Below are 23,874 nucleotides of genomic sequence, written 5' to 3'. Positions count from 1 at the left end.
CGCGTCGATGCGCCGGGCCGGTCGGCTGTCCTACCCTGCGGATGGGGTGGCGGCGCGGGTGGCCCGGACGCCGAGTTCCCGCAGGTGTGCGATCAACTCCGGCGGCTCGTGCACCTCCACGTCGCAACCGAGGGTCAGCAGGCGCCACGCCAGCCACTCCAGCGTGTCGGCGTTGCTGCGCAGCCGGCACGAGGTGGCGTCGATCGGCTCCAGGTCGACGCCGGCGCCACCGAGCGGGCCCGCCATCTGCTCGACCGGCGCGTACAGCGTCACCACCGCCCGGTAGACGGGCGTCAGCTCAAGTAGCTTCTCCGTCATGAACGAGGCGGCGTCCGCCGCCGGCAGTTGCCGGGCCGCGACCCGGGTCCGGGTGGGCCGCAGGTCGGAGATCCGGTCGACCCGGAAGATCCGCCAGTCGTCGCGGTCGTTGTCGTAGCCCACCAGATACCAGCGCCGGCCCGCCGACACCAGCTTGTGCGGCTCGACGCGCCGTTCGGTGTCCACACCGTCGCGACGGCGGTAGGTGAACCGTAGCTGCTCCCGGTTGTTGACGGCGGCGGCCAGCGCGCTCAGGCGCTCCGGGTCGACCGTCGGCCGGTCCCAGGTGAGCAGCGGTTCGGTGGCCGCCCCCAGAGCGCTGACGCGGTGACGCAACCGGGACGGCAGCACCTGTTCGAGCTTCGCCAGCGCCCGTACCGAGGCCTCCTCGATGCCGGCGACCGCGTGACCGGCGGCGGTGCGCAGGCCGACCGCGATCGCCACCGCCTCGTCGTCGTCGAGCAACAACGGCGGCATCGCCTTGCCGGCGACCAGGCGGTATCCGCCAATCGCGCCCATCGTCGCCTGCACCGGGTAGCCGAGGTCACGCAGTCGCTCCACGTCGCGGCGGATGGTGCGCAGGCTGACGCCGAGCCGGGTGGCCAACTCGCTGCCGGGCCACTCGCGGGGCGTCTGCAGCAGTGACAGCAGGCCCAGCAGTCGGGCGGGGGTGTCGGACATGGCTCCAGAATGCCAGCCATGTGTGCCAGAACCTGTCCTACATGGGTCGTAGCGTTTCCGGCATGACACCATTTCGCATCGACATCCCCCAGTCGGACCTGGACGACCTGCGTGACCGGCTCTCCCGCACCAGGTGGCCCCGCTCGTTGCCCGGCACCGGCTGGAGCCGTGGGGTGCCGGTGGACTACCTCCGTGAGCTGAGCGAGTACTGGGCGAGTGGTTACGACTGGCGGGCGCACGAGGCGCGGCTGAACGAGATCCCGCAACTCGTCACCGAGATCGACGGCTTGGACGTGCACCTGCTGCACGTCCGCTCGCCGGAGCCGGACGCGCTGCCGTTGCTGCTGACGCACGGCTGGCCGAACTCCGTGGTCGAGTTCACCGAGCTGATCGGCCCACTGACCGACCCGCGCGCCCACGGCGCGGATCCCACGCAGGCGTTTCACCTGGTGGTGCCGTCGGTGCCCGGCTACGGTTTCTCGCAGGCGCCACCGGCCGGGTTCACCATCGACCGGCTCGCCCGGATGTGGGCCGAGCTGATGGCCCGCCTCGGCTACCACCGCTACGGCACCCAGGGCGGCGACCTCGGTGCGTACGTCGCACCGCGGGTGGCGGCGGTGGCGCCGGAGCAGGTCGTCGGCGTACACATCGACGGTGGGTTCGGCTTCCCGACCGCCGCCGACGTGCCGCACATGAGCGCTGCGGAACGCGCCGAGTGGGAGCAGATGCAGCAGTGGATGAGCGGTGGCGTGGACCATCACGCCCTGCTGCGAGCGGCGCCGCAGACCTTCTCGTACGCCTGGAACGACTCGCCGGTCGGGTTGCTGGCGTGGATGATGCAGAAGTTCAAGGAGTTCACCATGACGGTGCCGACGCCGGAGCAGGCCATCGACCGGGACCACCTGCTCACCAACGTGAGCCTCTACTGGTTCACCGGCACTTCCGGAACGTCGTCGTGGCCCATGTACGAGCGACTCACCGTCGCCGACGACGGCGGTTTCGCCTGGCCCACAGGCCAGCGGCGGGTGCCGTCCGGTGTGTACGGCGGCGGGTCCGCGCTGATGCGTCGCCTCGCCGAGCGCGACAACACCATCGTCCACTGGCCGCAGGGCAACCCGGGCAGCCACTTCGTGGCGATGGACGAACCGCTGGCGCACGCGGCGGACATCCGCACGTTCTTCGCGGGCCTGCGATGACCGAACTGAGCTGGGCGCAGGTGTCCGCCCGACGGCTTGCCCGGCACCGGCTCCTCCCGTCGGCGGCGAACGCGGCACGGGACGCGGCACCGGACGCGGCACCGGACTCCGCACCGGACTCCGCACGCGTCGCCGACGTGGTGTCGGCGATCTGCGGCGCGCACGCCCAGATCGCGTCGGCCGCCGAGTTGTCCGTCGGGCTGCGGGTGCCGGGCGCGACCCGCGACCTCGTGCGCCGGGCACTGTGGACGGACCGCACCCTGGTCAAGACCCGTGGGCCGCGCGGGACCGTGCACCTGCTCGCCGCGGTGGACCTGCCGATGTGGGTCGGCGCGCTGACCGCGTTGCCGACGCCCTCGCAGGAGCGCAATGTGGTCCTGCTGACGCCCCGGCAGACCGAGCAGGTCCTCGCGGCCATCGCCGACGCGGTCGCCGAGGCCGACCTGACCACCGCCGAGCTGACCGAGGAGATCGTCGCCCGTACCGGCCCGTGGGCGGGCGACCTGGTCATGGAGGCGTTCCAGGACAAATGGCCCCGCTGGATGGCCGCGATGACCGCCGCCACCCGGGGCGGGGTGATCTGCTTCGGCCCGAACCGCGGTCGGGCCAGCACGTACACCAGCCCGACCCGGTGGCTGCCCGACTTCGCGCCGATGCCGGGTCCCGCCGCCCTGGCCGCCCTCGTCCGCAGCTACCTGTACGCGTACGGACCGGCCACCCCGGCGCAGTTCGCCCGGTGGCTGGCCGTGCCGCCGGGGTGGGCGACGTGGCTCTTCGGCTCGCTGGACCTGACCGAGGTGACGGTGGAGGGCACCCCGGCCTGGGTGGCCGCCGACGACACCGGGTTCCCCGACGACCGGCCGTCCGGGTTGCGGCTGCTGCCGTACTTCGACGCGTACGCGGTCGGCTGCCACCCCCGGGAACGGCTCTTCCCCGGTGCCGCCGCCGAGCGGGCGCTCGCCGGTGGCCAGGCCGGTAATTATCCGGTGCTGCTGGTCGACGGGGTGGTCGCCGGCGTGTGGCATCAACGCCGCTCCGGCCGGTCCATTCACGTCACCGTCGAGCCGCTGCGGACGCTCGGAGCCGCGATGCAGCGGGCGCTGGCGGAGGAGGTGGAGCGGGTCGGCGAGATCCTGGAGGGCACGGCGTCGCTGGCCATCGGCACCGTCAGTGTCGGTCCGCACGCCTGAGACCCCGCCGGCCCACCGCCTGGGCCAGGATGAGGGCGTGCACCCCGAACCGGTCGACCACGCGCCCCGGCAGGCGTTCCCCTGGGCGCTCCTGCGCCAGCGCTGGGAGGACCTGACCTTCCTGCACTGGGCCGTCGCTCCGGAGGTGGTCGCGCCGTTGTTGCCCGCCGGCACTCGTCCGGACACGATGCGGGGGGTCAGCTATGTCGGCCTGATCGGTTTCCGGATGGTCGGGCTGGGCTTCGGCCGTGGGCCGGGGGTGCCATACTTCGGCACCTTCTGGGAGACCAACGTCCGGCTCTACTCGGTCGACGACGCCGGCCGACGAGCGGTCGTGTTCCGGTCGCTCGACGCGTCCCGCCTGCTGCCGGTGCTGGTGGCGCGGGCGACGCTGCGCCTGCCGTACCTCTGGTCGTCGATGCGGTTGGATCGCGACGGCGACCGTCGCACCTACCGCTGCCGGCGGCGTTGGCCGGGGCCGGCGGGCGCGACGAGCCGGATGGTGGTGCGGGTGGGGGAGCGGATCGCCGAACCGACCCCCCTCGAACACTTCGTCACGGCCCGCTGGGGGCTGCACACCCGGGCGTACGGGCGCACCCTGCACCTGCCGAACTGGCATCCGAGCTGGCCGCTGCACCGGGCCGAGGTGCTGCACCTGGATGACGAGTTGGTCGCCGCCGCCGGGCTGCCGGCACCGGTTGGACCGCCGGTCAGCGTGCTCTACTCACCCGGTGTCGGGGTGAGGTTCGGCCCGCCGGTGGCGGCCCGGCCGCGCAGTGCCGGGCCGCCGGAATCTCAGTAGCGGCCACCCTCGGGTGCGGGCAGCGCGTCCAGGTCGGCCAGGTCCTCGGCGCTGAGCCGAACGTCAGCGGCGGCGCAGTTGTCCACCAGATACTTCGGGGTCTTGGTGCCGGGGATCGGGATGACCTGGTCACCCTGGGCGACCACCCACGCGAGGGCGACCTGCGCGGGGCTGAGGCCCGCCCGGTCGGCGATCTCCCGGACCCGGGCGACGATGGCGAGGTTGGCGCGCAGCGCGTCCTGCTGGAAGCGCGGCAGGCCACGCCGGAAGTCGTCGGCGGGCAGGTCGTCGAACGAGGTGAACCGGCCGGCGAGGAAACCCCGGCCCAGCGGGGAGAACGGCAGGAACGCGATGCCCTGCTCGGCGCAGTACGGCAACACCTCGGCCAACGGGTCGCGGGTCCACAGTGACAACTCGGACTGCACCGACGCCACCGGATGCACCGCCTGGGCCCGCGCGATCTGCGCGACGGTCACCTCGGACAGCCCGAGCTGCCGCGCCTTGCCCGCCGCCACGACCTCGGCCATCGCACCCCAGGACTCCTCGATGGGCACCTCCGGGTCGACCCGGTGCAACTGGTAGAGGTCGACGTGGTCGGTGCCGAGCCGGCGCAGGCTCTCGTCGATCGCCGCGCGGATGTGCTCCGGGCGGCCGTTGTTGCCGATCTTCGGTGAGTTGCCGGGGCCGCCGGTGGGGGAGGTGGCCATCAGGCCGACCTTAGTGGCCAGCACGGCCCGCTCCCGGTGACCGCCGGCCAGCGCCCGCCCGACCAGCTCCTCGTTGGTGTACGGCCCGTACACGTCCGACGTGTCGATCAGTGTCGCGCCCAGGTCCAGTGCCTGACGGATGACGGCGATCGACGTGTCGTCGTCGCGAGGGCCGGTGATGTCGTAGCCGTGGCTCATGCCCATGCAGCCGAGGCCGATGACGCCGACCTCGGGTCCGGTGCTGCCCAGCGTGGTGGTTCGCATGCGCCCCACGCTACGACCGGAGCGGCCGACCCGCACCCGCCGTGGGGGGCGCGGCCGCTCGCCGGGTACGTGACGACTCTCACCGGAAGCGGACCCGGGAGTCCGGTACGGTGGGGGCTAAGCGGACCTGCGAGTCCGTTTGTGTTTCCGGCAGTGACCCAGGAGGAGGCCCCCATGACTCAGGTACGGATCAGCGACGCCCTGCGCGCCGTGGTCTTCGAGCCGACCCGCGACCTGACCGCGGCGCTCGACGAGTTCTACGCCCCCGACTACACCCACCGCAGCGACGGCGAGACCCTCGACCGGGCCGGATTCGTCGAGATGGTGACCCGGGTACGCGAGCAAATCGTCAGCGGCACCGTACGGGTCCTCGACGAACTGCGCGACGGTCTCCGCTACGCCGAACGACACGTCTACGAGATCACCCTGGCCGACGGGTCGACCGCCCGGCGGGAGATCGCCATCTTCGGGTCGTACGCCGAGGACGGCCGCTTCCGCCACCTCAGCGAGACAGGCTTCGACCTGCCCGCCTGAACCATCCCGACGACCACCGCAGGAGTGAGCCATGCCCCGCCTTGCCGACCCCGACCCGAACGCGATCCCGGTCGACGTCCGCGACGTCCTGTCCGCCCTGCCGCCCGACCCGATGGTCAAGATGCTGACCCACTCGGTCGGCACGGTGGCCCTCTTCATCCAGCTCGCGAGGGCGCAGTTCACCTCGTTGGAGCTGCCCGCTCGCTCGCGGGAACTGGTCATCCTCACCGTGGCCGAGTACACCGGGTGCGAGTTCGTGGCGGCCCAGCATCGTCCGATGTCCGAGGCGGCCGGCGTCGACAAGCGCACCCGCGAGATCATCAGCAGCCGGCACCTCGACAGCCCGGACCTTTCCGCGTACGACCGGACGCTCATCCGGTTCGCCGCCGAGGTGGTGCGGTCACCGCGCGTTCCCGACCACCTCTTCGACCAGGTGCGGCACATCCTCAGCGAGCGCGAGATCGTCGAGGTGCTCCAGGTGGTCGGCTACTACTGGTCGTTCGGCCGGGTGGCCACGGTGCTGAACGTCGAGCTGACCACCGTGTACGGCGACGAGCCGCTGCTGACCGACGAGACCGAGCGGGCAGACTGAGGCCATGACCCCACCGACGCCGAGTGACCCGGATGCTCCCCATCGGCGGCTGGACGCTCGTCGTAACCAGGAGCGAGTCATCGCCGCCGCCCGGGAGCTCTTCGCCGAGCAGGGTCTGCAGGTGACGGTGCCGCAGGTGGCGGACCGGGCCGGGGTGGGCCGCGCGACGGTGTACCGCAGCTACCCCAGCAAGGAAGACCTGATCGTCGCGGTGGTCCAGCAGCAGTTCCAGGAGCTTGAGCAGCGCACCCGCGCGGCGCTCGACGGCGCCGACGCGTACCGGGAGTGGTGTTCCTTCGTGCCCGACCTGTTCGGACGCCTCGCGCGCGACCGGGTCCTCGCCGACGCGTTCTTCGAGGGCAGGCTGGTGCCCGCCGCGCGGATCTTGGACCTGATCGGGCAGTTGGTGACGGCGGCCCGGTCGTCCGGCAAGATCCGCCAGGACGCCGGGGTGTTGGACATCCGGGTGCTCCTCTGCGGGGTGGTCCGGCAGCTCATCGTCCTCGACGAGCGCGACCCGGCGGTCTGGCGCCGGTACGCCGACCTGGTGCTGAACGCGCTGCGCTCCTGACGACAGCTGGCGCCGAGAGAAAAGTTCGGCGTACGTGTCGAGGACTGCCGCGCCGGCTTCGACCATGGGTGAGGGCCGGGGACACCCGGTCCCGCCGACGAGCCGACACGGCACGAACCGAGGAGTGGATCGATGACGAAGGTGACGACCGGGGCGACGATGTCGTTGGACGGCTACATCGCGGACGCGTCCCACGGTGGCTTCGAGTACCTCTTCCAGTGGTACGCCAACGGCGACGTCGAGACGCCGACGGCCAATCCCGAGATGACCTTTCGGACGTCCGCCGCGAGCGCCCGGCACCTGCGGGATCTCAACGAGCGGACCGGCGCGCTCGTCGTCGGCCGGCGGCTCTTCGACATCACCAGCGGGTGGGGTGGCCGGCATCCGATGGACGTGCCCGTCGTGGTGGTCACGCACAGCGTGCCGGAGGGCTGGGCACCCGAGAACGACTCCTTCGTCTTCGTCACCGACGGCATCGAGAGCGCCATCGCCCGGGCGAAGGTGATCGCCGGCGACAAGCAGGTCGGTGTCAACGGCGGCACCATCGCCGCCCAGGTCGTCGAGGCTGGCCTCCTCGACGAGGTGCACGTCGACCTCGTCCCGGTCCTGCTCGGTGCCGGCGTCCCGCTCTTCGCCGACCTGAAGATCGCGCCACTGCAGCTGGACGGCCCGTTCCAGGTCGTCGAGGGCGACGGCGTCACCCACCTGGCCTACCGGGTACGCCCAGCGGCCTGAACCTCTCGGGGACCGGCCCGGTCGGGGTCGGTCCCCCGTTGCGCGCTCGCGCCGAAGGTCGGGCCGCGCCGTCCGGCGAACGGCCGACTCCCCCTAGAATCGATGACGGTCACTGTCTGCGGCGTCGGTCGCGGGTGGCCGGCGTGGAGGGCGGTGCGGCACGTGGGACCGGACGAGCGGAGCAGGCTGTTCGAGCAGGCGCGGGAGTGGTCGCGGCGGCCGGACAGCTGGGCGGACGCCGACCGCCTGTGGATACGGGTGATCGACGCCTACCGGCAGGCGGCGCGCGGTTCGGTTCGGCCCGACCGGCACGACCAGCAGCAGTTGGCGCGGGCGCTGAGGTGGCGCGGAATGCTGCTGTCCGCGCGTGGTCGGGCCGCCGAGGGGATGGCGCCCGGCGGCGAGGCGGTCGCGATCTTCGAGCGGGTGTACGACGCGGTGGCGGCCGAGGGTGGCGACGTGGCCGCGCCGCCCCGGGACGACGCGCTCGCGGAGCTGATCGCCGCGCTGACCGACCTCGCGGAGGTCGCGTTCGTGGCCGGTCAGCCGGCGACGCGCAGGGAGTTGCTGGGCCGGGCGGTCGCGGTGGGGCTGACGGCCGTCGGGTCCCCGCCGTCGGCCGGGCCCGGCACCCGGCAGGCGCTGGGTGCGGCGTACCACCACCAGGCGACCGCGTTGCTGCACCGGCACCTCACCCGACCGTCGTCGCTGGACGGTCTCCGGGACGCGGTGCTGGCGGCGTCGCGGGCCTGCGAGCTGCGTCAGGCGCTGCACGACCCGGCGCGTCCGCTCAGCCTCCGGGAGCTGGCGGACACCTACGGGCTGTACGCGCGGTGCCTGGCCATGACCGGCGACGTCGAGCGCGCGGGTGTGGTGCTGGCGCTGGGCGATCGGCTGGTGAAGCTCTTGGGGTCGGCCGCCGCGCAGCCCGCCGAGGACCTCCGGGTGGCCGCCGAGTTGCTGGGCCGGGACGGCGTGCCCACGGGTGCCGTGACCGGTCCACGTCGGTTCCGCTGGCGGCGGCGCTGACCCCTGCGGTCAGCGCCTCCACCTTGCTCCCATCGGAGCTGATCGATATTGTGCGCGAAGGCGCCGCCCCGCCTCAGACCACCACCGTCGATCCGAAGCGGGTTCCGCATGCGCACACTGAGACTTGTCACGACTCTGGCCGTCGCCGGCCTGCTCGCCGGTGGGGTGGCAGTGGTAGCCGCCACACCCGCCAGCGCGGCGACCGCCGTGTTCTCCGTGACGAACAACTGGGGCAATGGCTACCAGGGACAGGTCACCGTCACCAACGACACCTCCGCACCGATCACCAGCTGGCGGGTCGAGTTCGACCTGCCGTCCACCTCGACCGTCAGCCAGTCGTGGAACGCACAGCAGACCACCTCGGGCAGCCACTACACCTTCGCCAACGTGTCCTGGAACGGCACCCTCGCCGCCGGCGCCTCCACCTCGTTCGGCTTCCTCGTCAACGGCTCCGGCACCCCGCTCAACTGCACCGTGAACGGCGCGTCCTGCGCCGGCGGCCCGCCCCCGACCACCCCGCCGCCCACGACTCCGCCGCCGACCACTCCGCCGCCGACCACCGGCACTCCGGTCGAGCGGTACGGGCAGCTTCGGGTCTGCGGCACGACGATGTGCGACAGGTCCGGCGCCCGGGTGCAGTTGCGGGGCATCAGCAGCATGTGGCTCAACTGGGAGACCGCCCCGTACGCCGAGAACCTCTCCGCGTTGACCTGGATGCGCGACAACTGGAACCTCCAGGTGATCCGCGCGGCCATGGGTGTGGAGCCGGCGGGGGCGTACCTCAGCGACCCGGCCAAGGCGCGCGCGCAGGTGGAGACCATCATCAACAACGCGGTCAGGGCCGGTGTTTACGTGATCGTCGACTGGCACGCGCACGAGGCGCAGAACAACCAGTCCCAGGCGGTCGCGTTCTTCGGTGACCTGGCCCGCCGGTACGGCAACCTGCCCAACGTCATCTGGGAGCCCTACAACGAGCCGCTCCAGGTCAGCTGGGCCAACGTCATCAAGCCGTACCACCAGGCGGTGGTGTCCGCGATCCGCGCCGCCGACCCGGACAACATCATCGTGCTCGGCACCCCGACCTGGTCACAGGACGTGGACGTCGCGGCGGCCAGCCCGGTCACCGGCACCAACCTGATGTACACGCTGCACTTCTACTCCTGCACGCACGGGGCGTCGCTGCGCGCCAAGGGCGACGCGGCGATCCGCGCGGGTCTGGCGCTGTTCGTCACCGAGTGGGGCGCCAGTAACGCCGACGGCGGCCTCGACGGCCGGGCCTGCCTGCCGGAGGCGCAGTCCTGGATCGACTGGATGAAGACCAACGGCATCTCCTGGACGGCCTGGAAGCTCGACGTCGGCACCGACACCACCAACCTGCTCAGCCCGGGCGCGCCGGTGACCGGCGGGTGGACCAACTACCTGCACGGCCACGCGCCGTTCGTGGTGGCGAACATGAGGTGACGCCGGCCGCGGCTTGACCGCGATTGATCGAATCGAGACTGCTGGTGTCGGGGTGTCCAGGCCGGCGGGACACCCCGACATCACCAACTCCGTGCGCCCCAGGCCGGTGTGTAGCCGCCGATCACCGTCGCTGAGCAGCCCGGCCAGAACGGGCGCGCCACCTTAACGCGCCGGAAACACCCCCGGTACCAACCCTGGGAACGCTCGTCGGACCAGTCGAGACCGACACGCGAACCGGGGTGACCATGGCCGACAACACCACGAACGCGCCGACGTACGACGGGCCGGTGGGCCGGTCCGGCAACGGCCAGACGCTGCCCACCCCCCGCCCGAACCCGGCCCTGTCGCTGGACGACGACGATCCGGCGGACCTGGCCACGATCGGGGTGGAGGAAGAGTTCCACGTCGTCGACCTGCACACCCGGGAGTTGGTGCCCCGGGCCGGGGAGTTGCTCGACCGGTTGCCGGCGGCCTCGTTCACCGCCGAGCTGCACCGCAGCGTGGTGGAGACCAACACCGCGGTCTGCCGCACGCTGGACGAGATCCGCGCCGAGCTGACCCGGCTGCGGCAGGCGGCCGTCCAGGTCGCCGACCGGGCCGGGCTGGGCATCGTGGCGGCCGGTACGGTGCCGCTGCGCGCCGACGGCGATCCCAGTGTCACTCCCACCTCCCGCTACCGGCGGATGCTCGACGAGTACCAGATGCTCGCCCGGGAGCAGCTGATCTGCGGAGCGCAGGTGCACGTCGGCGTCTCCGACCGGGACCTGGCGGTGGCGGTCACCCGCCGGGTCCAGCCGTGGCTGCCGGTGTTGCTCGCCCTCTCCACCAGCTCGCCGTACTGGATGGGCCAGGACAGCGGCTACGCCAGCGTCCGGTCGCTGGTCTGGCAGCGCTGGCCCACCGCCGGGGACCCGGGCGAGGTGACCAGCGCCGCGGACCACGAGGCGCTGGTCGCGGAGCTGATCGCCTCGGAGACCATCACCGACCCCGCCATGATCTATTTCGACGTCCGGCCGTCGGCGCACGTGCCCACCGTGGAGCTGCGGATCACCGACGCCAACGCCGACGTGGAGACCATCGTCCTGCTCACCGGCCTGTTCCGGGCCCTCGTCCGGCGGGAGGTCGCCGCCCTGCGCGCCGGGGTGGAGCGCACGGCCGTCCGACCACCGGTGCTGCGCGCCGCCGTGTGGCGGGCGGCCCGCTCCGGGTTGGAAGGCGACCTGCTCGACCTGCCCCGGTCGGCCCGACCGGTGTCGGCCGCCCAGGCGGTCCGCCGCCTGGTGACCGACCTGCGCCCACAGTTGGCGGCGACCGGGGACTGGGAGCAGGTCAGCGAGCTGACCCGGTACGCGCTGGAACGCGGCAGCTCCGCCGCCCGGCAGCGGCGGGCGTACGAGCGACGTGGCCGGTTGGCCGACGTGGTCGACCTGCTGCTCGACGAGACCCGGGGCCGGGCCCGAGGGCCGCTGCCGGGTGCGCCCACACCGCCGGCGCTGCCCACGTACGCCGACGTCGGCGACGAGGTCTTCGGACCGGCCGGGCCGCAGCCGGCGTACGCCCCGATGCTCGCGGCCCTGCGTCAGCTCGGCGCCGGCGTCCTGCGTCAACGCGAACACGACCGGGACGAGGAGCAGCGGGCCCGGGGGGTGACGTTCAGCGTGGCCGGCGAGGCGAGCACCCGGCTCTTCCCGGTGGACCTGGTGCCCCGGGTGGTGCCCGCCGCCGACTGGCGGACCCTGCGGACCGGCCTGGTGCAGCGCGCCCGTGCCCTCGACGCGTTCCTGCGGGACGTCTACGCCGACCGGGCCGTGGTGGCCGACGGCGTGGTGCCGGCGTGGGTGGTGGAGTCCTCACCCGGATTGCGCCCGACCGGGGCGCTGATGGGCCGGCGGGGCACCCGCGCCCAGGTGTCCGGCACCGACCTCGTCCGGGACCCGGACGGCGGCTGGTACGTGCTGGAGGACAACCTGCGGGTGCCCTCCGGGATCGGCTACGCGGTGCAGAACCGTCGGCTGACCCGGGCGGTGCTGCCGGAGCTGCCGGTGCCGGCGGACCTGCTACCCGCCGACGAGACGCCGGCGATGCTGTACCGGGCGTTGGTCGCCGCAGCGCCCGCCGCGGCCGACGACCCCGCCGTGGTGGTGCTCAGCAGCGGCCCGGGTGACCCGGCGTGGTTCGAGCACCGGCTGCTCGCCGACGAGATGGGTGTGCCGCTGACCGAGACCAGTGACCTGCTGGTGGAGGAGGGCCGGGTCCGGCTGGTCCGCGAGGGCTGCCGCCGCGAGGTCGACGTGATCTATCTGCGGATGGACGAGGAGGCGCTGCTGCACGCGCCGGGCGCGGACGGGGTGCCGCTGGGGTGGCCGCTGCTCGCCGCGGTGCACGCCGGGCGGCTCACGCTGGCCAACGCGCTGGGCAACGGTGTCGGTGACGACAAGGCGCTGTACGCGTACGTGCCCCGGCTGATCGAGTACTACCTCGGCGAGAAGCCGCTGCTGGGGGACGTGCCGACGTACCTGTGTGGGTTGCCCGAGCAGCGGGCCGAGGTGCTGGGCCGGCTCGACGAGCTGGTGCTCAAGCCGGTCGACGGGTACGGCGGTGACCGGGTGGTGATCGGTCCTCGGGCCGAGGCGGAGGAGCTGGACGCCGTCCGGGAGCAGATCCTCGCGGCCCCGCACCGGTGGATCGCCCAGGAGATGATCGCGCTCACCACGCACCCGGTCTTCGACGGCGCGGCGCTGGCTCCCCGCCACGTCGACCTGCGGGCGTTCGTGTTCCTCGGTGACACCGCCGAGGTGGCGCCGGTGGCGCTGACCCGGGTGGCGCCGGCCGGCAGCATGATCGTCAACTCGTCGCGAGGTGGCGGGTCGAAGGACACCTGGCTGCTCGGCGGAGCCGACGAACCGTCGGTGTAACCCACGCTTGACCCATCCGTCATCGGGACGCAACCCGGTCCGCCAAGCCTGGACCGGTCAGCGGCCCCAGCCGATGAGAGGTGCGTGCCATGTGCGGTATCGGAGGCGAGTTCCGCCTCGACGGGGCGCCACCGGACGTGGCCGCCGTCGAGCGGATGCTCCCGGAGCTGGCCTCCCGGGGCCCGGACGGCGAGGGCCGGTGGCAGCAGGGGCCGGTTGCCCTGGTGCACCGCCGGCTGCGCATCATCGACCTGTCCGACGCGGGCGCCCAGCCGATGGTCGATTCCGAGCTGGGCCTGGCCCTGGTCTTCAACGGCTGCATCTACAACTACCGGGAGCTGCGCGACGAGCTGACCGCCGCCGGTTACTCCTTCCGGTCCACCTCGGACACCGAGGTGATCCTCAAGGCGTACCACCGGTGGGGGACGGCCTGCGTCGAGCGGTTCTACGGGATGTTCGCGTTCGCCCTGGTCGAGCTGGCCACGCACACCCTGGTGCTGGCCCGGGACCGGCTCGGCATCAAGCCGCTCTACCTGGCCGAGGGGCCGGGCCGGGTGCGCTTCGCCTCGACCCTGCCGGCGTTGCTCGCCGCCGGTGACGTGGACACCGACCTCGACCCGGTGGCGCTGCACCACTACATGAGCTTCCACTCGGTGGTGCCGCCGCCGCGCACGATCCTCGCCGGGGTCCGCAAACTCCCGCCGGCCACCGTGCGGGTGATCACCGCGGACGGGCGGAGCACCGACACCACCTACTGGCGGCCGGAGTTCAACCGGGCCGCCGCCCCCGCCATGTCCGCCGACGAGTGGCAGGAACGACTGATGGCGGCGCTGCGCACCGCCGTACGCCGGCGGATGGTCGCCGACGTGCCGGTCGGCGTGCTGCTCTCCGGTGGTCTCGACTCCAGCCTGATCGTCGCCCTGCTGGCCGAGCAGGGCCAGACCGGCCTGGCCACCTTCAGCATCGGCTTCGAGGCGGCGGCGGGGGAGAGCGGCGACGAGTTCCACTACTCCGACCTGATGGCCCGGCACTTCGGCACCGACCACCACCAGATCCGCATCGGCGCGCAGCGGTTCGTCCCGGCCGTGCACCAGGCCATCGCGGCGATGAGCGAGCCGATGGTCAGCCACGACTGCGTCGCGTTCCACCTGCTCTCCGAGGAGGTCTCGCAGCGGATCACGGTGGTGCAGTCCGGGCAGGGCGCCGACGAGATCCTGGCCGGCTACGACTGGTACCCGCCGATGGCGAACGTGGCCCGCGCGGACGCCGTCGAGGCGTACGCCCGGGTGTTCTTCGATCGTCGCCACGACGCGCTCGGCGGGCACCTGGCGCCCGAGTGGATGCTCGACCACGACGCCAGCCTGGAGTTCGTCGCCGCGCACTTCGGCGCACCCGGCGCGGACACCGCGCTGGACGCGGCGCTGCGCCTGGACAGCCTGGTGATGCTTGTCGACGACCCGGTCAAGCGGGTCGACAACATGACGATGGCCTGGGGGCTGGAGGCCCGTGTGCCGTTCCTCGACCACGAGGTCGTCGAGCTGGCCGCGGCCTGCCCACCCGCCCTGAAGCTGGCGCAGGGCGGCAAGGGTGTGCTGAAGGCGGCGAGTCGGGGCATCGTCCCGGACGAGGTGATCGACCGGCCGAAGGGCTACTTCCCGGTGCCGGCGCTGCGCAAGGTGGACGGCCCGGTGCGCGAGTTGGTCGCCGAGGCGTTGCAGGCGCCGGCCGCGCGCGAGCGGGGGCTGTTCCGCCCGGAGTACGTGGCACACCTGCTCGCCGAGCCGGACCGGGCAGAGGCGGCGGCCGGCAGCAACAAGCTGTGGCAACTCGGCCTGCTGGAGCTGTGGCTGCAGACCCACGACATCCGTTGAGCCGCCGGGCCCGCTCAGACGGGCGGTCAGCCGGTGGCCGTGCGGGCGATCAGGTCGTCGACGACCGCGCGCAGGTCGTCGGTTCGCTCCAACACCTGCCGCTGCCGGGCCGCGCCGGTGCCGTCGCGGCGCAGTCGGGCCAGCTGCGCCAACACGTACCCGAGGTCGCCGTGGCGCAGCAGGGCCGGGGCGATCACCGCCATCAGGTCGTCGACGAGCGCCCAGGCGGGTCGGGTGCCACCGGCCCGGAGGTCGATCAGCTCGCCGTCGAGACCGTCGTGGGCGGCCCGCCAGTGCGCCGCCGCGACCAGGCAGTCCCGGACGTCCGGGGCGGTCACCCCGGCGCGTACGTCGTCGGCGAGGGTGGCCACGAGGGACCGGACCAGCGCGGCGACCAGCACCGCGTCGTCCACCTCGGTGCAGACGTCACCGACCCGCACCTCCACCGTCGGGTACGCCGACGACGGGCGGGCGTACCAGTAGACCATCGCCGCGTCGAGCATGATGCCGGCGGCGATCAGCTGGTCGACCGTGTGGTCGTAGTCGGCGGCCGAGTCGAAGTACGGCGTCGGCCCGATGCTGGGCCACCGTTCCAGCTGCATCGAGCGCCAACTGGCGTGCCCGGTGTCGTGCCCGTCGTGCAGCGGCGAGTTGGTGGTGATCGCCTGCACCACGGGCAGCCACACCCGCAGGTGGTTGCAGACCTGCACGGCCAGTTCCCGGTCGGGCAGCCCGACGTGCACGTGACAGCCGCACACCGCCGGGTCGTGGGCCACCGGCCCGTACCGGCGCGACATCGCGTGGTAGCGCGGTTCGTCGGGGACCGTCCGGTGCGGTTCGGCCAGCGGGGTGGCGCCGACGGCCACCAGTCGGGCCCCGGCCGCGGTGGCGGCCTCGGCGGCGGAGCGGCGCAGCGCCACCAGGTGCGCGCGCAGTTCGGTGAGGTCGGCGCAGACCGGGGTGACCATCTCCACCATGCTGTGCCGGAACTCCTGGCGGCTCTGGTCCCGGGCCGGGCCGCGCAGCGCGCCGAGCACCTGGTCGGCCACCGGCAGGTTCCGGCCGCTGTCCGGGTCGAGCAGCAGGAACTCCTCCTCCACGCCGAGCGTGAGGGTGGACAGGTCGGGCGCGGTGTCGACGACGGTCGGACGGTACGCCATGGCCCCTCCCCATCCCCTGCTGCGGCGGTGCCTCGGGTTCCCGGCCGCCCCTGCGGCAAACGCCCCCTTAGGGCGTCGCCAGGGCCGTCGCGCGTGCGGTGAGAAAGGCCCGTTCGGCCGCGTTGTCCGTCAGGGCGACGGCCGTCCGGTACGCCTCGACAGCCTCCCCGCCCCGACCGAGCCGAGCCAGCAGGTCGGCGCGGATCACGTGGTAGACGTGGAAGCCGGTCACGTCGAGGTGGTTCACCTCGGCCAGCGCCACCGCCGGTCCGGCCACCTCGGCGAGCGCGACGGCCCGGTTCAGCGCCACCACCGGGCTGGGGGCGGCCACCGTCAGCTGGTCGTACAGCTGAAGGATCTGAGCCCAGTCGGTGTCGGCGGGGCGCCGCGCGGCGCTGTGCACGGCGGCGATCGCGGCCTGGATCTGGTACGGCCCGGGCCGGTCGCGGCGCAGGCAGCGGCGGACCAGCGCCTGCCCCTCGGTGATCAGCTCGGCGTCCCACCGGGCCCGGTCCTGGCTCGGCAGCGCCACCAGCTCACCCTCGGCGTTGGTCCGCGCGTTGCGGCGGGACTCGGTGAGCAGCATCAACGCGAGCAGACCGAGCGCCTCCGGTTCGTCGGGCATCAGCTCGACCAGCAGCCGGGTCAACCGGATCGCCTCGACGCACAGCTCGGCGCGGATCAGGTGCGGGCCGGCGCTGGCCGTGTACCCCTCGTTGAAGATCAGGTAGAGCACCGCGAGGACGCCGTGCAGCCGGTCGGGCAGGTCCGCGTCGCGAGGCACCCGGTACGGGATCCGAGCCTTCCGGATCTTCGACTTGGCACGGACCAACCGCTGCGCCATCGTCGGCTCCGGCACCAGGAAGGCCCGGGCGATCTCGGCGGTGCTCAGGCCGCCGAGCAGGCGCAGGGTGAGCGCGACCCGGGCCGCCGGGGCGAGCGCCGGATGGCAGCACGTGAAGATCAGCCGGAGTCGGTCGTCGCGCACGGGTCCCTCCTGCGCTGGCGGGTCGGCGGCGAACAACAGGGCCGCCTGGGCGTGCCGGTCGGCCCGGGAGGTGTCGCGGCGCAGCCGGTCGATCGCCCGGTTCCGGGCCGTGGTGATGATCCACCCGGCCGGACTGGGCGGCAGGCCGGTCGTCGACCAGCGCGCCACCGCGACCACGAAGGCCTCCTGGACGGCCTCCTCGGCGAGATCGATGTCGCCGAGGAGGCGGACCAGGACGGCGACCGCGCGGCCGTACTCCGCGCGGAACACCGCCTCCACGTTGGGCACGGTCAGTCGCCGGCCCCGCCCTGGAAGGGGCGCACCTCGATCGGCAGGGTGGTGGCCAGCGCGTAGCGGCGCCCCCAGTGCAGGGCGGCGTCGAGGTCCGGTACGTCGATGATGGTGACGCCGCCCAGGTACTCCTTGCCCTCCACGAACGGTCCGTCGGTGATGAGCACCTCGCCGTCGAGGGGACGCAGCACGGTGGAGGTCTCCGGACCGTGCAGGCCCTGCCCGAAGACCCACGACCCGGCGGACGTCAGCTCGTCGCGCAGCTCGCCGACCTGACGCATCACCCCGGCCAGGAACTCCGGCTCCGGCAGCAGCTCACCCTGCGGCTGGTTGATGCTGAGCAGGTAGAGCGTCATCGTTCCTCCTCACGGACGGCCGGCCCGTCGCCGACCTCTCATCCTCCACACGATCGGCCGCCGCCCAGATCGACAGGCCGGCGGAAAATTCTCGGGCGTCCGGCCCGGCCCGCGGTTGGTGCCCTTTGCTCTGCACCCGCAAAGGCGACAGTGACTCGGCCACCGGCGCGGCCCCATGACCGGCGTGCCCTTTGCTCTGCACCCGCGGAGGCGACAGTGACTCGGCGACCGGCGCGGCCCCGTGGTCGGCGTGCCCTTTGCTCTGCACCCGCGGAGGCGACGGTGTCCGGGCCCGGGTGGTGCGTCGGCGGGTGCAGAGCAAAGGACGAAGGACGGCGGTACGGTCCGCCGGTGCCGCGACCGGAGCCGGTAGAGCGGCACGACCGCAGCCGGCCCGGTCTCGGCGGGACCGGGCCGGCTGCGGCCCACGGTGCGACCCGGCCGACCCGGTCCGTCAGAGGTCCGGGCCGGCGCGGGCGCCCCGGTCAGGGGTAGGTGGTCAGGTACACCGTCTGGTTGGCCGCGTTCGCGGTGCCACCGGCGTTGTTGATCACCCGATTGATGGTGCCGACGCCACCGAGCGAGACGGTGACCATGTTCGTGAAGCGCACGTTCGGGTTGGTGGGCACCTCGAAGGACCGTTCCTCGACCACCGCGGGGTTGACGTTGAAGTAGCTGTAGCTGCCCAGCCCGAACGCCTGGTGACTGGTCACCGAGTCGGCCACCTTGTACGCGGCGTAGCCCCGGGTCGACCCGTTCATCCAGGCCGCCTGGTTCGGCACGTCGTACGGCAGCTCGTTCTGGTAGAAGTACGTCCGCCCACCGTTGCCGTTCCAGATGGTCTGGTACTTCTGGTAGTGCTCGACGAAGAGGCCGTACATGGTGACGTTGTCGCCGTTGACGGTGAGCCCGGTGTCGGCGGTGTTCAGCGTCCACCCGGTCGGTACGCCGCTGGCGGCGTGGTCGGCCCGCCACAGCCACATGTGATCGCCGATCACGTTGTCGCTGTTGACGGTCAGCGTGTTGGTGGCCTTGCCGACGTGCGGCCCGCCGATGCGGAAGAACACGTCGTGCAGCGAGGTCGGGTTGGTGGCGTGGCTCGCGGACGAGCCGGACGGCCCGACCTCCATCAGCACCGGCGAGTTCGTCGTGCCGGCCTCGAACATGATGCCGGCCACCTTCACGCCGTCCACGTCGGCCACCCGCATGCCCACGGCGCCGTTGTCGGCCTGGATGGTGGCCAGGCCGAGACCGAGGACGACGGTGTCGGCCCGGTTGACCTGGATCGGCTCGGTGACGTGGTGCACGCCCGGGGTGAAGAGCAGGTGCCGCCCCTGGGCGAGGGCCGCGTTGATGGTGGCGGCGCTGGTGCCGGGCTGGACCACGAAGAACTGCGACAGCGAGATGGACGAGCCGGCCGGGGTCTTGTTGTACCAGCTGGTGCCGGTGGAGTTGGTGCGCAGCGCCGGCACGAAGACCCGGTACTCACCGGTGCCGTCGACGTACAGGAACGGCTTCTCCCGGACCTGCGGGGTCTGCGGGATGACCGTGTGCGACGGGTTGGGGAAGCTCGGCGCGGGAGCGCCGTTGACGCCCTGGAAGACCATGTTCCAGACCGAGCCGGTCCAGCCGTTGCCGAACTCGCTGTTGCGGGAGTACCACTGCTGCTGCGAGCCGGAGACGACCAGGCCGTCGATGCGGGTGTCGGCGAGCAGGCCGCCGCTGGACCAGCCGTCGCCACCGTTCCAGAGCTGGATCTGGTTCTGCGCGCCGCGCAGGTGCATCCGTCGGTACGGCGCGGCCTGGGAGACCGCCCACCGCTCCACGGTCTGCCCGGCGGGCAGGGTGACCGAGAGGTTCTCGGCGGCCCGCCAGAAGTTCTGGGTGGCGTTGCCGCCCATCCAGAACGCCTCGGTACGGACGTGGCCGTTGAGGTTGACGTCGTCGGGGCTCATGCCCAGGCCGGCGACCTGGGTGAAGAAGCCGAGGTTGACGTCGGCGGTGTAGGTGCCGGGCTTGAACAGCACCGCGTAGCGCTGCGGGCCGAACTGGTTGGTCTCCTGCTGGGTGAAGAGGGTGTTCAGTCGACTCTGGATGGTCGACGTCGGCGTGCTCGGGTCGAAGACGAACGTGTTCGGCCCGAGGTTGGGGTTGTACGGGTCGGTCGTGCCGACCGGAGGCTCGCTGGTGCCGCCGGTGGTGTTCACCGCCAACTCCCACAGGGAGTAGCCGTAGGCGGTGCCCCGGGCGGTGCCGTACACCCGCAGGTAGCGTCCGCTGCCGGTGACGGTGAGGGACTGCGTGCCGCCGGTGGCCGTGGTGGTGGAGTAGATCGTCGTCCAGGTGGCCCCGTCGGCCGAGGTCTGGAGTTGGAAGGCCCGGGCGTACGCGGCCTCCCAGGTGAGCACCACCCGGCAGATGGTGCGGGTGCTGCCGAGGTCGACGCGCAGCCACTGCGGGTCGCTGGCGGCGCTGGCCCAGCGGGTGCCCGGGTTGCCGTCGACCGCCGCGGAGGCGGCGAGGCCGGCGTCCTGGCTGGACGAGGCGGTCGCCGGGCTGCCCTGCGCGACGTTGGTGCTGCCGCAGGTGGGCGTGGTGCCGCCGGTCTCGCCGTACACCTGGAACTCCCAGAGCGAGTAGCCGTAGCCGGTGCCCCGGGCGGTGCCGTTCATCCGTACGTAGCGGCCGGCGCCGGTGACGGTGAGGTTCTGGGTGCCGCCGGTGCCGGTCGTGGTCGAGTAGATCGTCGTCCAGGTGGCACCGTCGTCGGAGGTCTGGAGCTGGAAGGCCCGGCCGTAGGCGCCCTCCCAGAGCAGGTTCACCTGGCTGATGGTGGCCCGGGCGCCCAGGTCGACCTGGAGCCACTGCGGGTCGCTGAACGTGCTGGCCCAGCGGGTGCCGGTGTTGCCGTCGACGGCTGCGGAGGCCGGGGTGCCGGCGTTCTCGCTGGACGAGGCGGTGGCGGGGCGGCCCTGGGACAGCAGGGTGGGCGCGGCCTGCGCGGGCGTGGTGGCGCCGGTCGGGGTGAGCGCCGCGACCAGGGCCACGGTGAGCCCGACGAGCAGGTGCCGGACGGCCCGTCGGGGACGCGGGCGTACGGATGTTGCACGAGATGTCATGACATCGCCTGTCGCTAGGGGTTACGGGGGGTGCCGCGCGGATGGGATCGGCTCGCCCCGTGGCGCCGTGGGTGGTGCCGCCGATGCGGCGTCGCGGGTCGGAGAGCGCTCTCGTAGGAGTGTTGCGGCGAGATTGCGACGGCGTCAAGACATCGATCTATAACTTCGTTATTTATCCCGAGGATCTTTTTTGTGTAATTTGCCGTCGGTGGTGCCGTCGCCTCCGCTCAGCGGCGGACGCCGCCCTCGGTGAGGAAGCGGGCGATCGGCAGGGTGGCCGCGCCCAGCGCCACCGCGTCCACCCCGAGCCGGCACAGCTCGATCGACGCCTGCTCGTACGGCTGGCGCAGCGCCTGCCGACCGGCCGCCTCCCGCACCGCCGGAAGCAGGTCGCCGAGGGCCATCGCCGCCCAGCCGCCGAGCACCACGCGCTCCGGGTTGAACAGGTTGATCAGGTTGGCCACCCCGGCGCCGAGGTAGCCGGCGGTGTCGTCCAGCACCCGTCGGGCGGTGGCCGAGGTCTCGGCGGCGGCGACCAGCGCGGCGATCTGGGACTCCTCGTCCTCGCCCGGCACCGGACGACCCCGGCGCGCCTCCCGGTAGCGGTCGATGATCGCCTCCGCCCCGACGTACGCCTCCAGGCAGCCGCGCGCGCCGCACCGGCAGGCCCGGCCGCCGTACACCAGGGTGGTGTGCCCCCACTCCCCCGCGCTGCTGGACGCGCCGCGGTAGGTGGCGCCGTTGGTCACCACCGACGCGCCCACCCCGGAGCCGACAAGCGCGAAGACGGCGTGCCGGGCGCCCCGGCCGGCGCCGAACCACATCTCGGCCTGGCCGAGGGTCTTCGCGCCGTTGTCGATGTGCAGGGGCAGGCCGGTGCCGGCGCCGATCAGCCGCTCCAGCGGCACCCGGTCCCAGCCGAGCGCCTGGGCGTGCACGACGGCCTCGGTGCCCTGCTCGACCACGCCGGAGACGCCGATGCCGACGCCGAGCACGTCGCCGGGGGCCACCCCGGCCGACCCGGTGACCGCGTCGATGCCGGCCAGCACGTGCCCGGCCACCAGGTCGGGCTCGGTACGGGCCGGGTCGAGCGGGTACTCGACGCTGGCCAGCAGGGTCATCGCGAAGTCGAACAGCTCCACCCGGACCCGGGTCTCGCCGACGTCCACGCCGATCACGAAGGCGAAGCGGGGGGCGATGCGCAGCAGCATGCTGGGCCGGCCACCGTCGGACTCGGCGGCGCCGGCCTCGGCGACCAGCCCTTCGTCGATCATGTCGGCCACCACGTTGCTGACCGCGGGCTGACTCAGCCCGGTGCTGCGCACCAGGTCCTGCCGGGTGAGCGGGCCGTCCAGAAAGAGCTTGGTCAGCAGGGCGGACCGGTTGCGCAGCCGCACACTGCGGTTGGTGGCACGCGCCAGCTCCACTCGTCACCTCGTTCCCGTCGGCCGTTCGAGGCGACTGTAACCGCCTCGTGCTTGACGACCCACCGACCAGCAACTTTAATGACGACATAATTTAAGCCGTGATGTAACTCCCGGGAAACGCCGACGGACCCCGACGGCGCACCCCCGACCCCTGTCCGCAGCCGGCCGCCCGTCGCCTCACAACCCCTATCGGCGACGGAGGTCGGCGGACCCCCCACCACGCACCGGAAGGGCTAACCGTGTCGAGACGACACCTCGGGATATTCACCGCCGCCGTACTGGCCGCCGCCTCGTTGACGGCCTGCGGTGGCTCCGGCGACGACTCCGCCGCAGGCGCCAAGACGCTCACCTACTGGGCCAGCAACCAGGGTGCCAGCCTGGAGGCCGACAAGACGATCCTCCAGCCGGAGTTGGACAAGTTCGAGAAGCAGACCGGCATCAAGGTCAACGTTGAGGTGGTCCCCTGGCCCGACCTGCTCAACCGACTGCTGGCCGCCGCCACCTCCGGCAAGGGCCCGGACGTGGTCAACATCGGCAACACCTGGTCGGCGTCGTTGCAGGCCACCGGCGCGCTGGTCGAGTTCGACGACGCCACCCTGCAGGCCGTCGGCGGCAAGGACCGGATCGTGCCCGCCGCGCTCGCCGCCGCCGGCGCCCCCGGCAAGCCGCCCGCGGCCGTGCCGATCTACAGCATGGCGTACAGCCTGTACTACAACAAGAAGTCGTTCGCCGACGCCGGCATCACCGCACCCCCGACCACCTGGGAGCAGGTCGCCGAGTACGGCAAGAAGCTGAGCACCGGCGGCAAGTGGGGCCTGGCGATCGAGGGGGCCAACCCGTCGGAGAACGCCCACCACGCGTTCGCCTTCAGCCAGCAGTACGGCGGTGAGTGGTTCGACTCGGCCGGCAAGCCGACCTTCGACACCCCGCAGAACGTCTCGGCGATCAAGCGGTACATCGACTTCATGGCCGCCGACAAGATCACCAACCCGAGCAACGCCGAGTACGCGCAGAACCAGGCGGTCTCCGACTTCGCCAACGGCAAGGCCGCCATGCTGCTCTGGCAGTCCGCCGGCTCGAACCTGAAGACGCAGAACATGCCCGCCGACGCGTACGGGGTTGCCCCGGTGCCGTTCCTGGCCAACCCGCCGGCCGGCGGCAAGAAGGTCAACAGCATGGTCGCCGGGATCAACATCGCGGTCTTCAAGCACACCAAGAACAAGGACGGCGCGCTGAGCTTCGTCAAGTTCATGACCAGCGACGAGGAGCAGACGATCCTCAACAAGACGTACGGCTCGCTGCCGGCGGTGAAGACCGCGGCCTCCGACCCGGCGTTCAGCGCCCCGGAGCAGAAGACCATCCAGGAGACCCTGGTCACCACCGCGGCCCCGCTGCCGCAGGTGCCCGAGGAGAGCACCTTCGAGACCCTGGTCGGCACCGCGATGAAGGAGTTGTTCGCCGACGCGGCCAGCGGCAAGCCGGTCACCGAGGAGTCGGTGAAGGCCAAGCTGACCGACGCGCAGCAGAAGATGCGCTGACCGAGGCGTCACCGGTGGCCGTGGTCGGGCGCTGAGCCCGGCCACGGCCACCGCCTCCGAGAGGACCCCGATGGCAACCAGCACCACCGCGCCGGACGCCGACCGGCGCGAACCCCGGGCCGGGTCGCC

Annotated in this window: 19 protein-coding genes; 12 read left to right on the top strand and 7 right to left on the bottom strand. The window is 72.4% G+C overall.

Annotated features, from left to right (window positions below):
• Nucleotides 1–30 precede the first annotated feature (30 nt).
• Nucleotides 31–999 (bottom strand): helix-turn-helix transcriptional regulator, encoded by a 969-nt coding sequence (locus tag PSH25_RS06075; RefSeq protein WP_238658071.1) that lies wholly within the window; start codon nucleotides 997–999, stop codon nucleotides 31–33.
• Between the two features lie 62 nt (nucleotides 1,000–1,061).
• Between PSH25_RS06075 and PSH25_RS06070 the strand changes: the two genes are divergently transcribed.
• Genes PSH25_RS06070 through PSH25_RS06060 form a run of 3 tightly spaced genes read left to right on the top strand, consistent with a single transcriptional unit; the run spans nucleotide 1,062 to nucleotide 4,187 of the window.
• The gene (locus PSH25_RS06070) at nucleotides 1,062–2,195 is read left to right on the top strand and encodes an epoxide hydrolase family protein (RefSeq protein WP_238658070.1); all 1,134 of its coding nucleotides are present in this window, start codon (nucleotides 1,062–1,064) and stop codon (nucleotides 2,193–2,195) included.
• Nucleotides 2,192–3,385 carry a winged helix DNA-binding domain-containing protein gene (locus PSH25_RS06065; protein WP_238658069.1) on the top strand — a complete coding sequence of 398 codons (1,194 nt, stop codon included), beginning with the start codon at nucleotides 2,192–2,194 and terminating at the stop codon, nucleotides 3,383–3,385. The genes PSH25_RS06070 and PSH25_RS06065 overlap by 4 nt, the downstream gene beginning before the upstream one ends.
• Before the next feature lie 37 nt (nucleotides 3,386–3,422).
• Nucleotides 3,423–4,187, top strand: a complete 765-nt coding sequence (locus tag PSH25_RS06060; RefSeq protein ID WP_238658068.1) for a YqjF family protein — start codon at nucleotides 3,423–3,425, stop codon at nucleotides 4,185–4,187.
• Here the strand turns inward: PSH25_RS06060 and PSH25_RS06055 are convergent.
• Nucleotides 4,181–5,158 carry an aldo/keto reductase gene (locus PSH25_RS06055; protein ID WP_238658067.1) on the bottom strand — a complete coding sequence of 326 codons (978 nt, stop codon included), beginning with the start codon at nucleotides 5,156–5,158 and terminating at the stop codon, nucleotides 4,181–4,183. The two genes, PSH25_RS06060 and PSH25_RS06055, sit on opposite strands and share 7 nt — an antisense overlap.
• Before the next feature lie 174 nt (nucleotides 5,159–5,332).
• Here PSH25_RS06055 and PSH25_RS06050 point away from each other — a divergent pair, with 174 nt between their 5' ends.
• The 8 genes from PSH25_RS06050 to PSH25_RS06015 all read left to right on the top strand — a co-directional run bounded on the left by PSH25_RS06050 (nucleotide 5,333) and on the right by PSH25_RS06015 (nucleotide 14,866).
• Complete coding sequence (locus PSH25_RS06050; protein WP_238658066.1) at nucleotides 5,333–5,692, top strand: hypothetical protein; 360 nt, start codon at nucleotides 5,333–5,335, stop codon at nucleotides 5,690–5,692.
• 31 nt (nucleotides 5,693–5,723) lie between these two features.
• Nucleotides 5,724–6,284, top strand: coding sequence for a carboxymuconolactone decarboxylase family protein (locus PSH25_RS06045; protein WP_238658065.1), 561 nt, complete (start codon nucleotides 5,724–5,726; stop codon nucleotides 6,282–6,284).
• 4 nt (nucleotides 6,285–6,288) lie between these two features.
• Nucleotides 6,289–6,855, top strand: a complete 567-nt coding sequence (locus PSH25_RS06040; protein ID WP_238658064.1) for a TetR/AcrR family transcriptional regulator — start codon at nucleotides 6,289–6,291, stop codon at nucleotides 6,853–6,855.
• Between the two features lie 132 nt (nucleotides 6,856–6,987).
• On the top strand, nucleotides 6,988–7,590 hold the full coding sequence (locus PSH25_RS06035) for a dihydrofolate reductase family protein (protein ID WP_238658063.1): 603 nt from the start codon (nucleotides 6,988–6,990) through the stop codon (nucleotides 7,588–7,590).
• A 153-nt stretch (nucleotides 7,591–7,743) separates the two neighbouring features.
• Entirely contained in the window at nucleotides 7,744–8,619 is an 876-nt protein-coding gene (locus PSH25_RS06030) for a hypothetical protein (RefSeq protein WP_238658062.1), read from the top strand.
• 108 nt (nucleotides 8,620–8,727) lie between these two features.
• Nucleotides 8,728–10,080, top strand: coding sequence for a cellulase family glycosylhydrolase (locus tag PSH25_RS06025; protein WP_238658061.1), 1,353 nt, complete (start codon nucleotides 8,728–8,730; stop codon nucleotides 10,078–10,080).
• A 245-nt stretch (nucleotides 10,081–10,325) separates the two neighbouring features.
• Nucleotides 10,326–12,995: a carboxylate--amine ligase/circularly permuted type 2 ATP-grasp protein gene (locus PSH25_RS06020; RefSeq protein ID WP_238658084.1), complete on the top strand. Its 2,670-nt coding sequence runs from the start codon at nucleotides 10,326–10,328 to the stop codon at nucleotides 12,993–12,995.
• An 89-nt stretch (nucleotides 12,996–13,084) separates the two neighbouring features.
• Nucleotides 13,085–14,866, top strand: a complete 1,782-nt coding sequence (locus tag PSH25_RS06015) for an N-acetylglutaminylglutamine amidotransferase (protein ID WP_238658060.1) — start codon at nucleotides 13,085–13,087, stop codon at nucleotides 14,864–14,866.
• Between the two features lie 26 nt (nucleotides 14,867–14,892).
• Here the strand turns inward: PSH25_RS06015 and PSH25_RS06010 are convergent, their stop codons facing one another.
• The 5 genes from PSH25_RS06010 to PSH25_RS05990 form a co-directional block, all read right to left on the bottom strand.
• Entirely contained in the window at nucleotides 14,893–16,026 is a 1,134-nt protein-coding gene (locus tag PSH25_RS06010; protein WP_238658059.1) for a carboxylate-amine ligase, read from the bottom strand.
• 67 nt (nucleotides 16,027–16,093) lie between these two features.
• A complete protein-coding gene (locus tag PSH25_RS06005) occupies nucleotides 16,094–17,302 on the bottom strand; it encodes an RNA polymerase sigma factor (protein ID WP_238658058.1) in 1,209 nt (402 codons plus the stop codon).
• Nucleotides 17,303–17,304: 2 nt separating this feature from the next.
• The gene (locus PSH25_RS06000) at nucleotides 17,305–17,661 is read right to left on the bottom strand and encodes a YciI family protein (protein WP_238658057.1); all 357 of its coding nucleotides are present in this window, start codon (nucleotides 17,659–17,661) and stop codon (nucleotides 17,305–17,307) included.
• 485 nt (nucleotides 17,662–18,146) lie between these two features.
• A complete protein-coding gene (locus tag PSH25_RS05995; RefSeq protein WP_238658056.1) occupies nucleotides 18,147–20,780 on the bottom strand; it encodes a discoidin domain-containing protein in 2,634 nt (877 codons plus the stop codon).
• A gap of 227 nt (nucleotides 20,781–21,007) precedes the next feature.
• Nucleotides 21,008–22,207 carry an ROK family transcriptional regulator gene (locus tag PSH25_RS05990; RefSeq protein WP_238658055.1) on the bottom strand — a complete coding sequence of 400 codons (1,200 nt, stop codon included), beginning with the start codon at nucleotides 22,205–22,207 and terminating at the stop codon, nucleotides 21,008–21,010.
• Nucleotides 22,208–22,446: 239 nt separating this feature from the next.
• Between PSH25_RS05990 and PSH25_RS05985 the strand changes: the two genes are divergently transcribed.
• Nucleotides 22,447–23,745 (top strand): ABC transporter substrate-binding protein, encoded by a 1,299-nt coding sequence (locus PSH25_RS05985; RefSeq protein WP_238658054.1) that lies wholly within the window; start codon nucleotides 22,447–22,449, stop codon nucleotides 23,743–23,745.
• Nucleotides 23,746–23,874: the final 129 nt, after the last annotated feature.

The organism is Micromonospora foliorum, assembly GCF_022229015.1.
Taxonomy (GTDB): Bacteria; Actinomycetota; Actinomycetes; order Mycobacteriales; family Micromonosporaceae; genus Micromonospora; species Micromonospora foliorum.
Note: the sequence above shows the minus strand (reverse complement) of the source record. Positions and strands in the feature narration are given on the sequence as shown.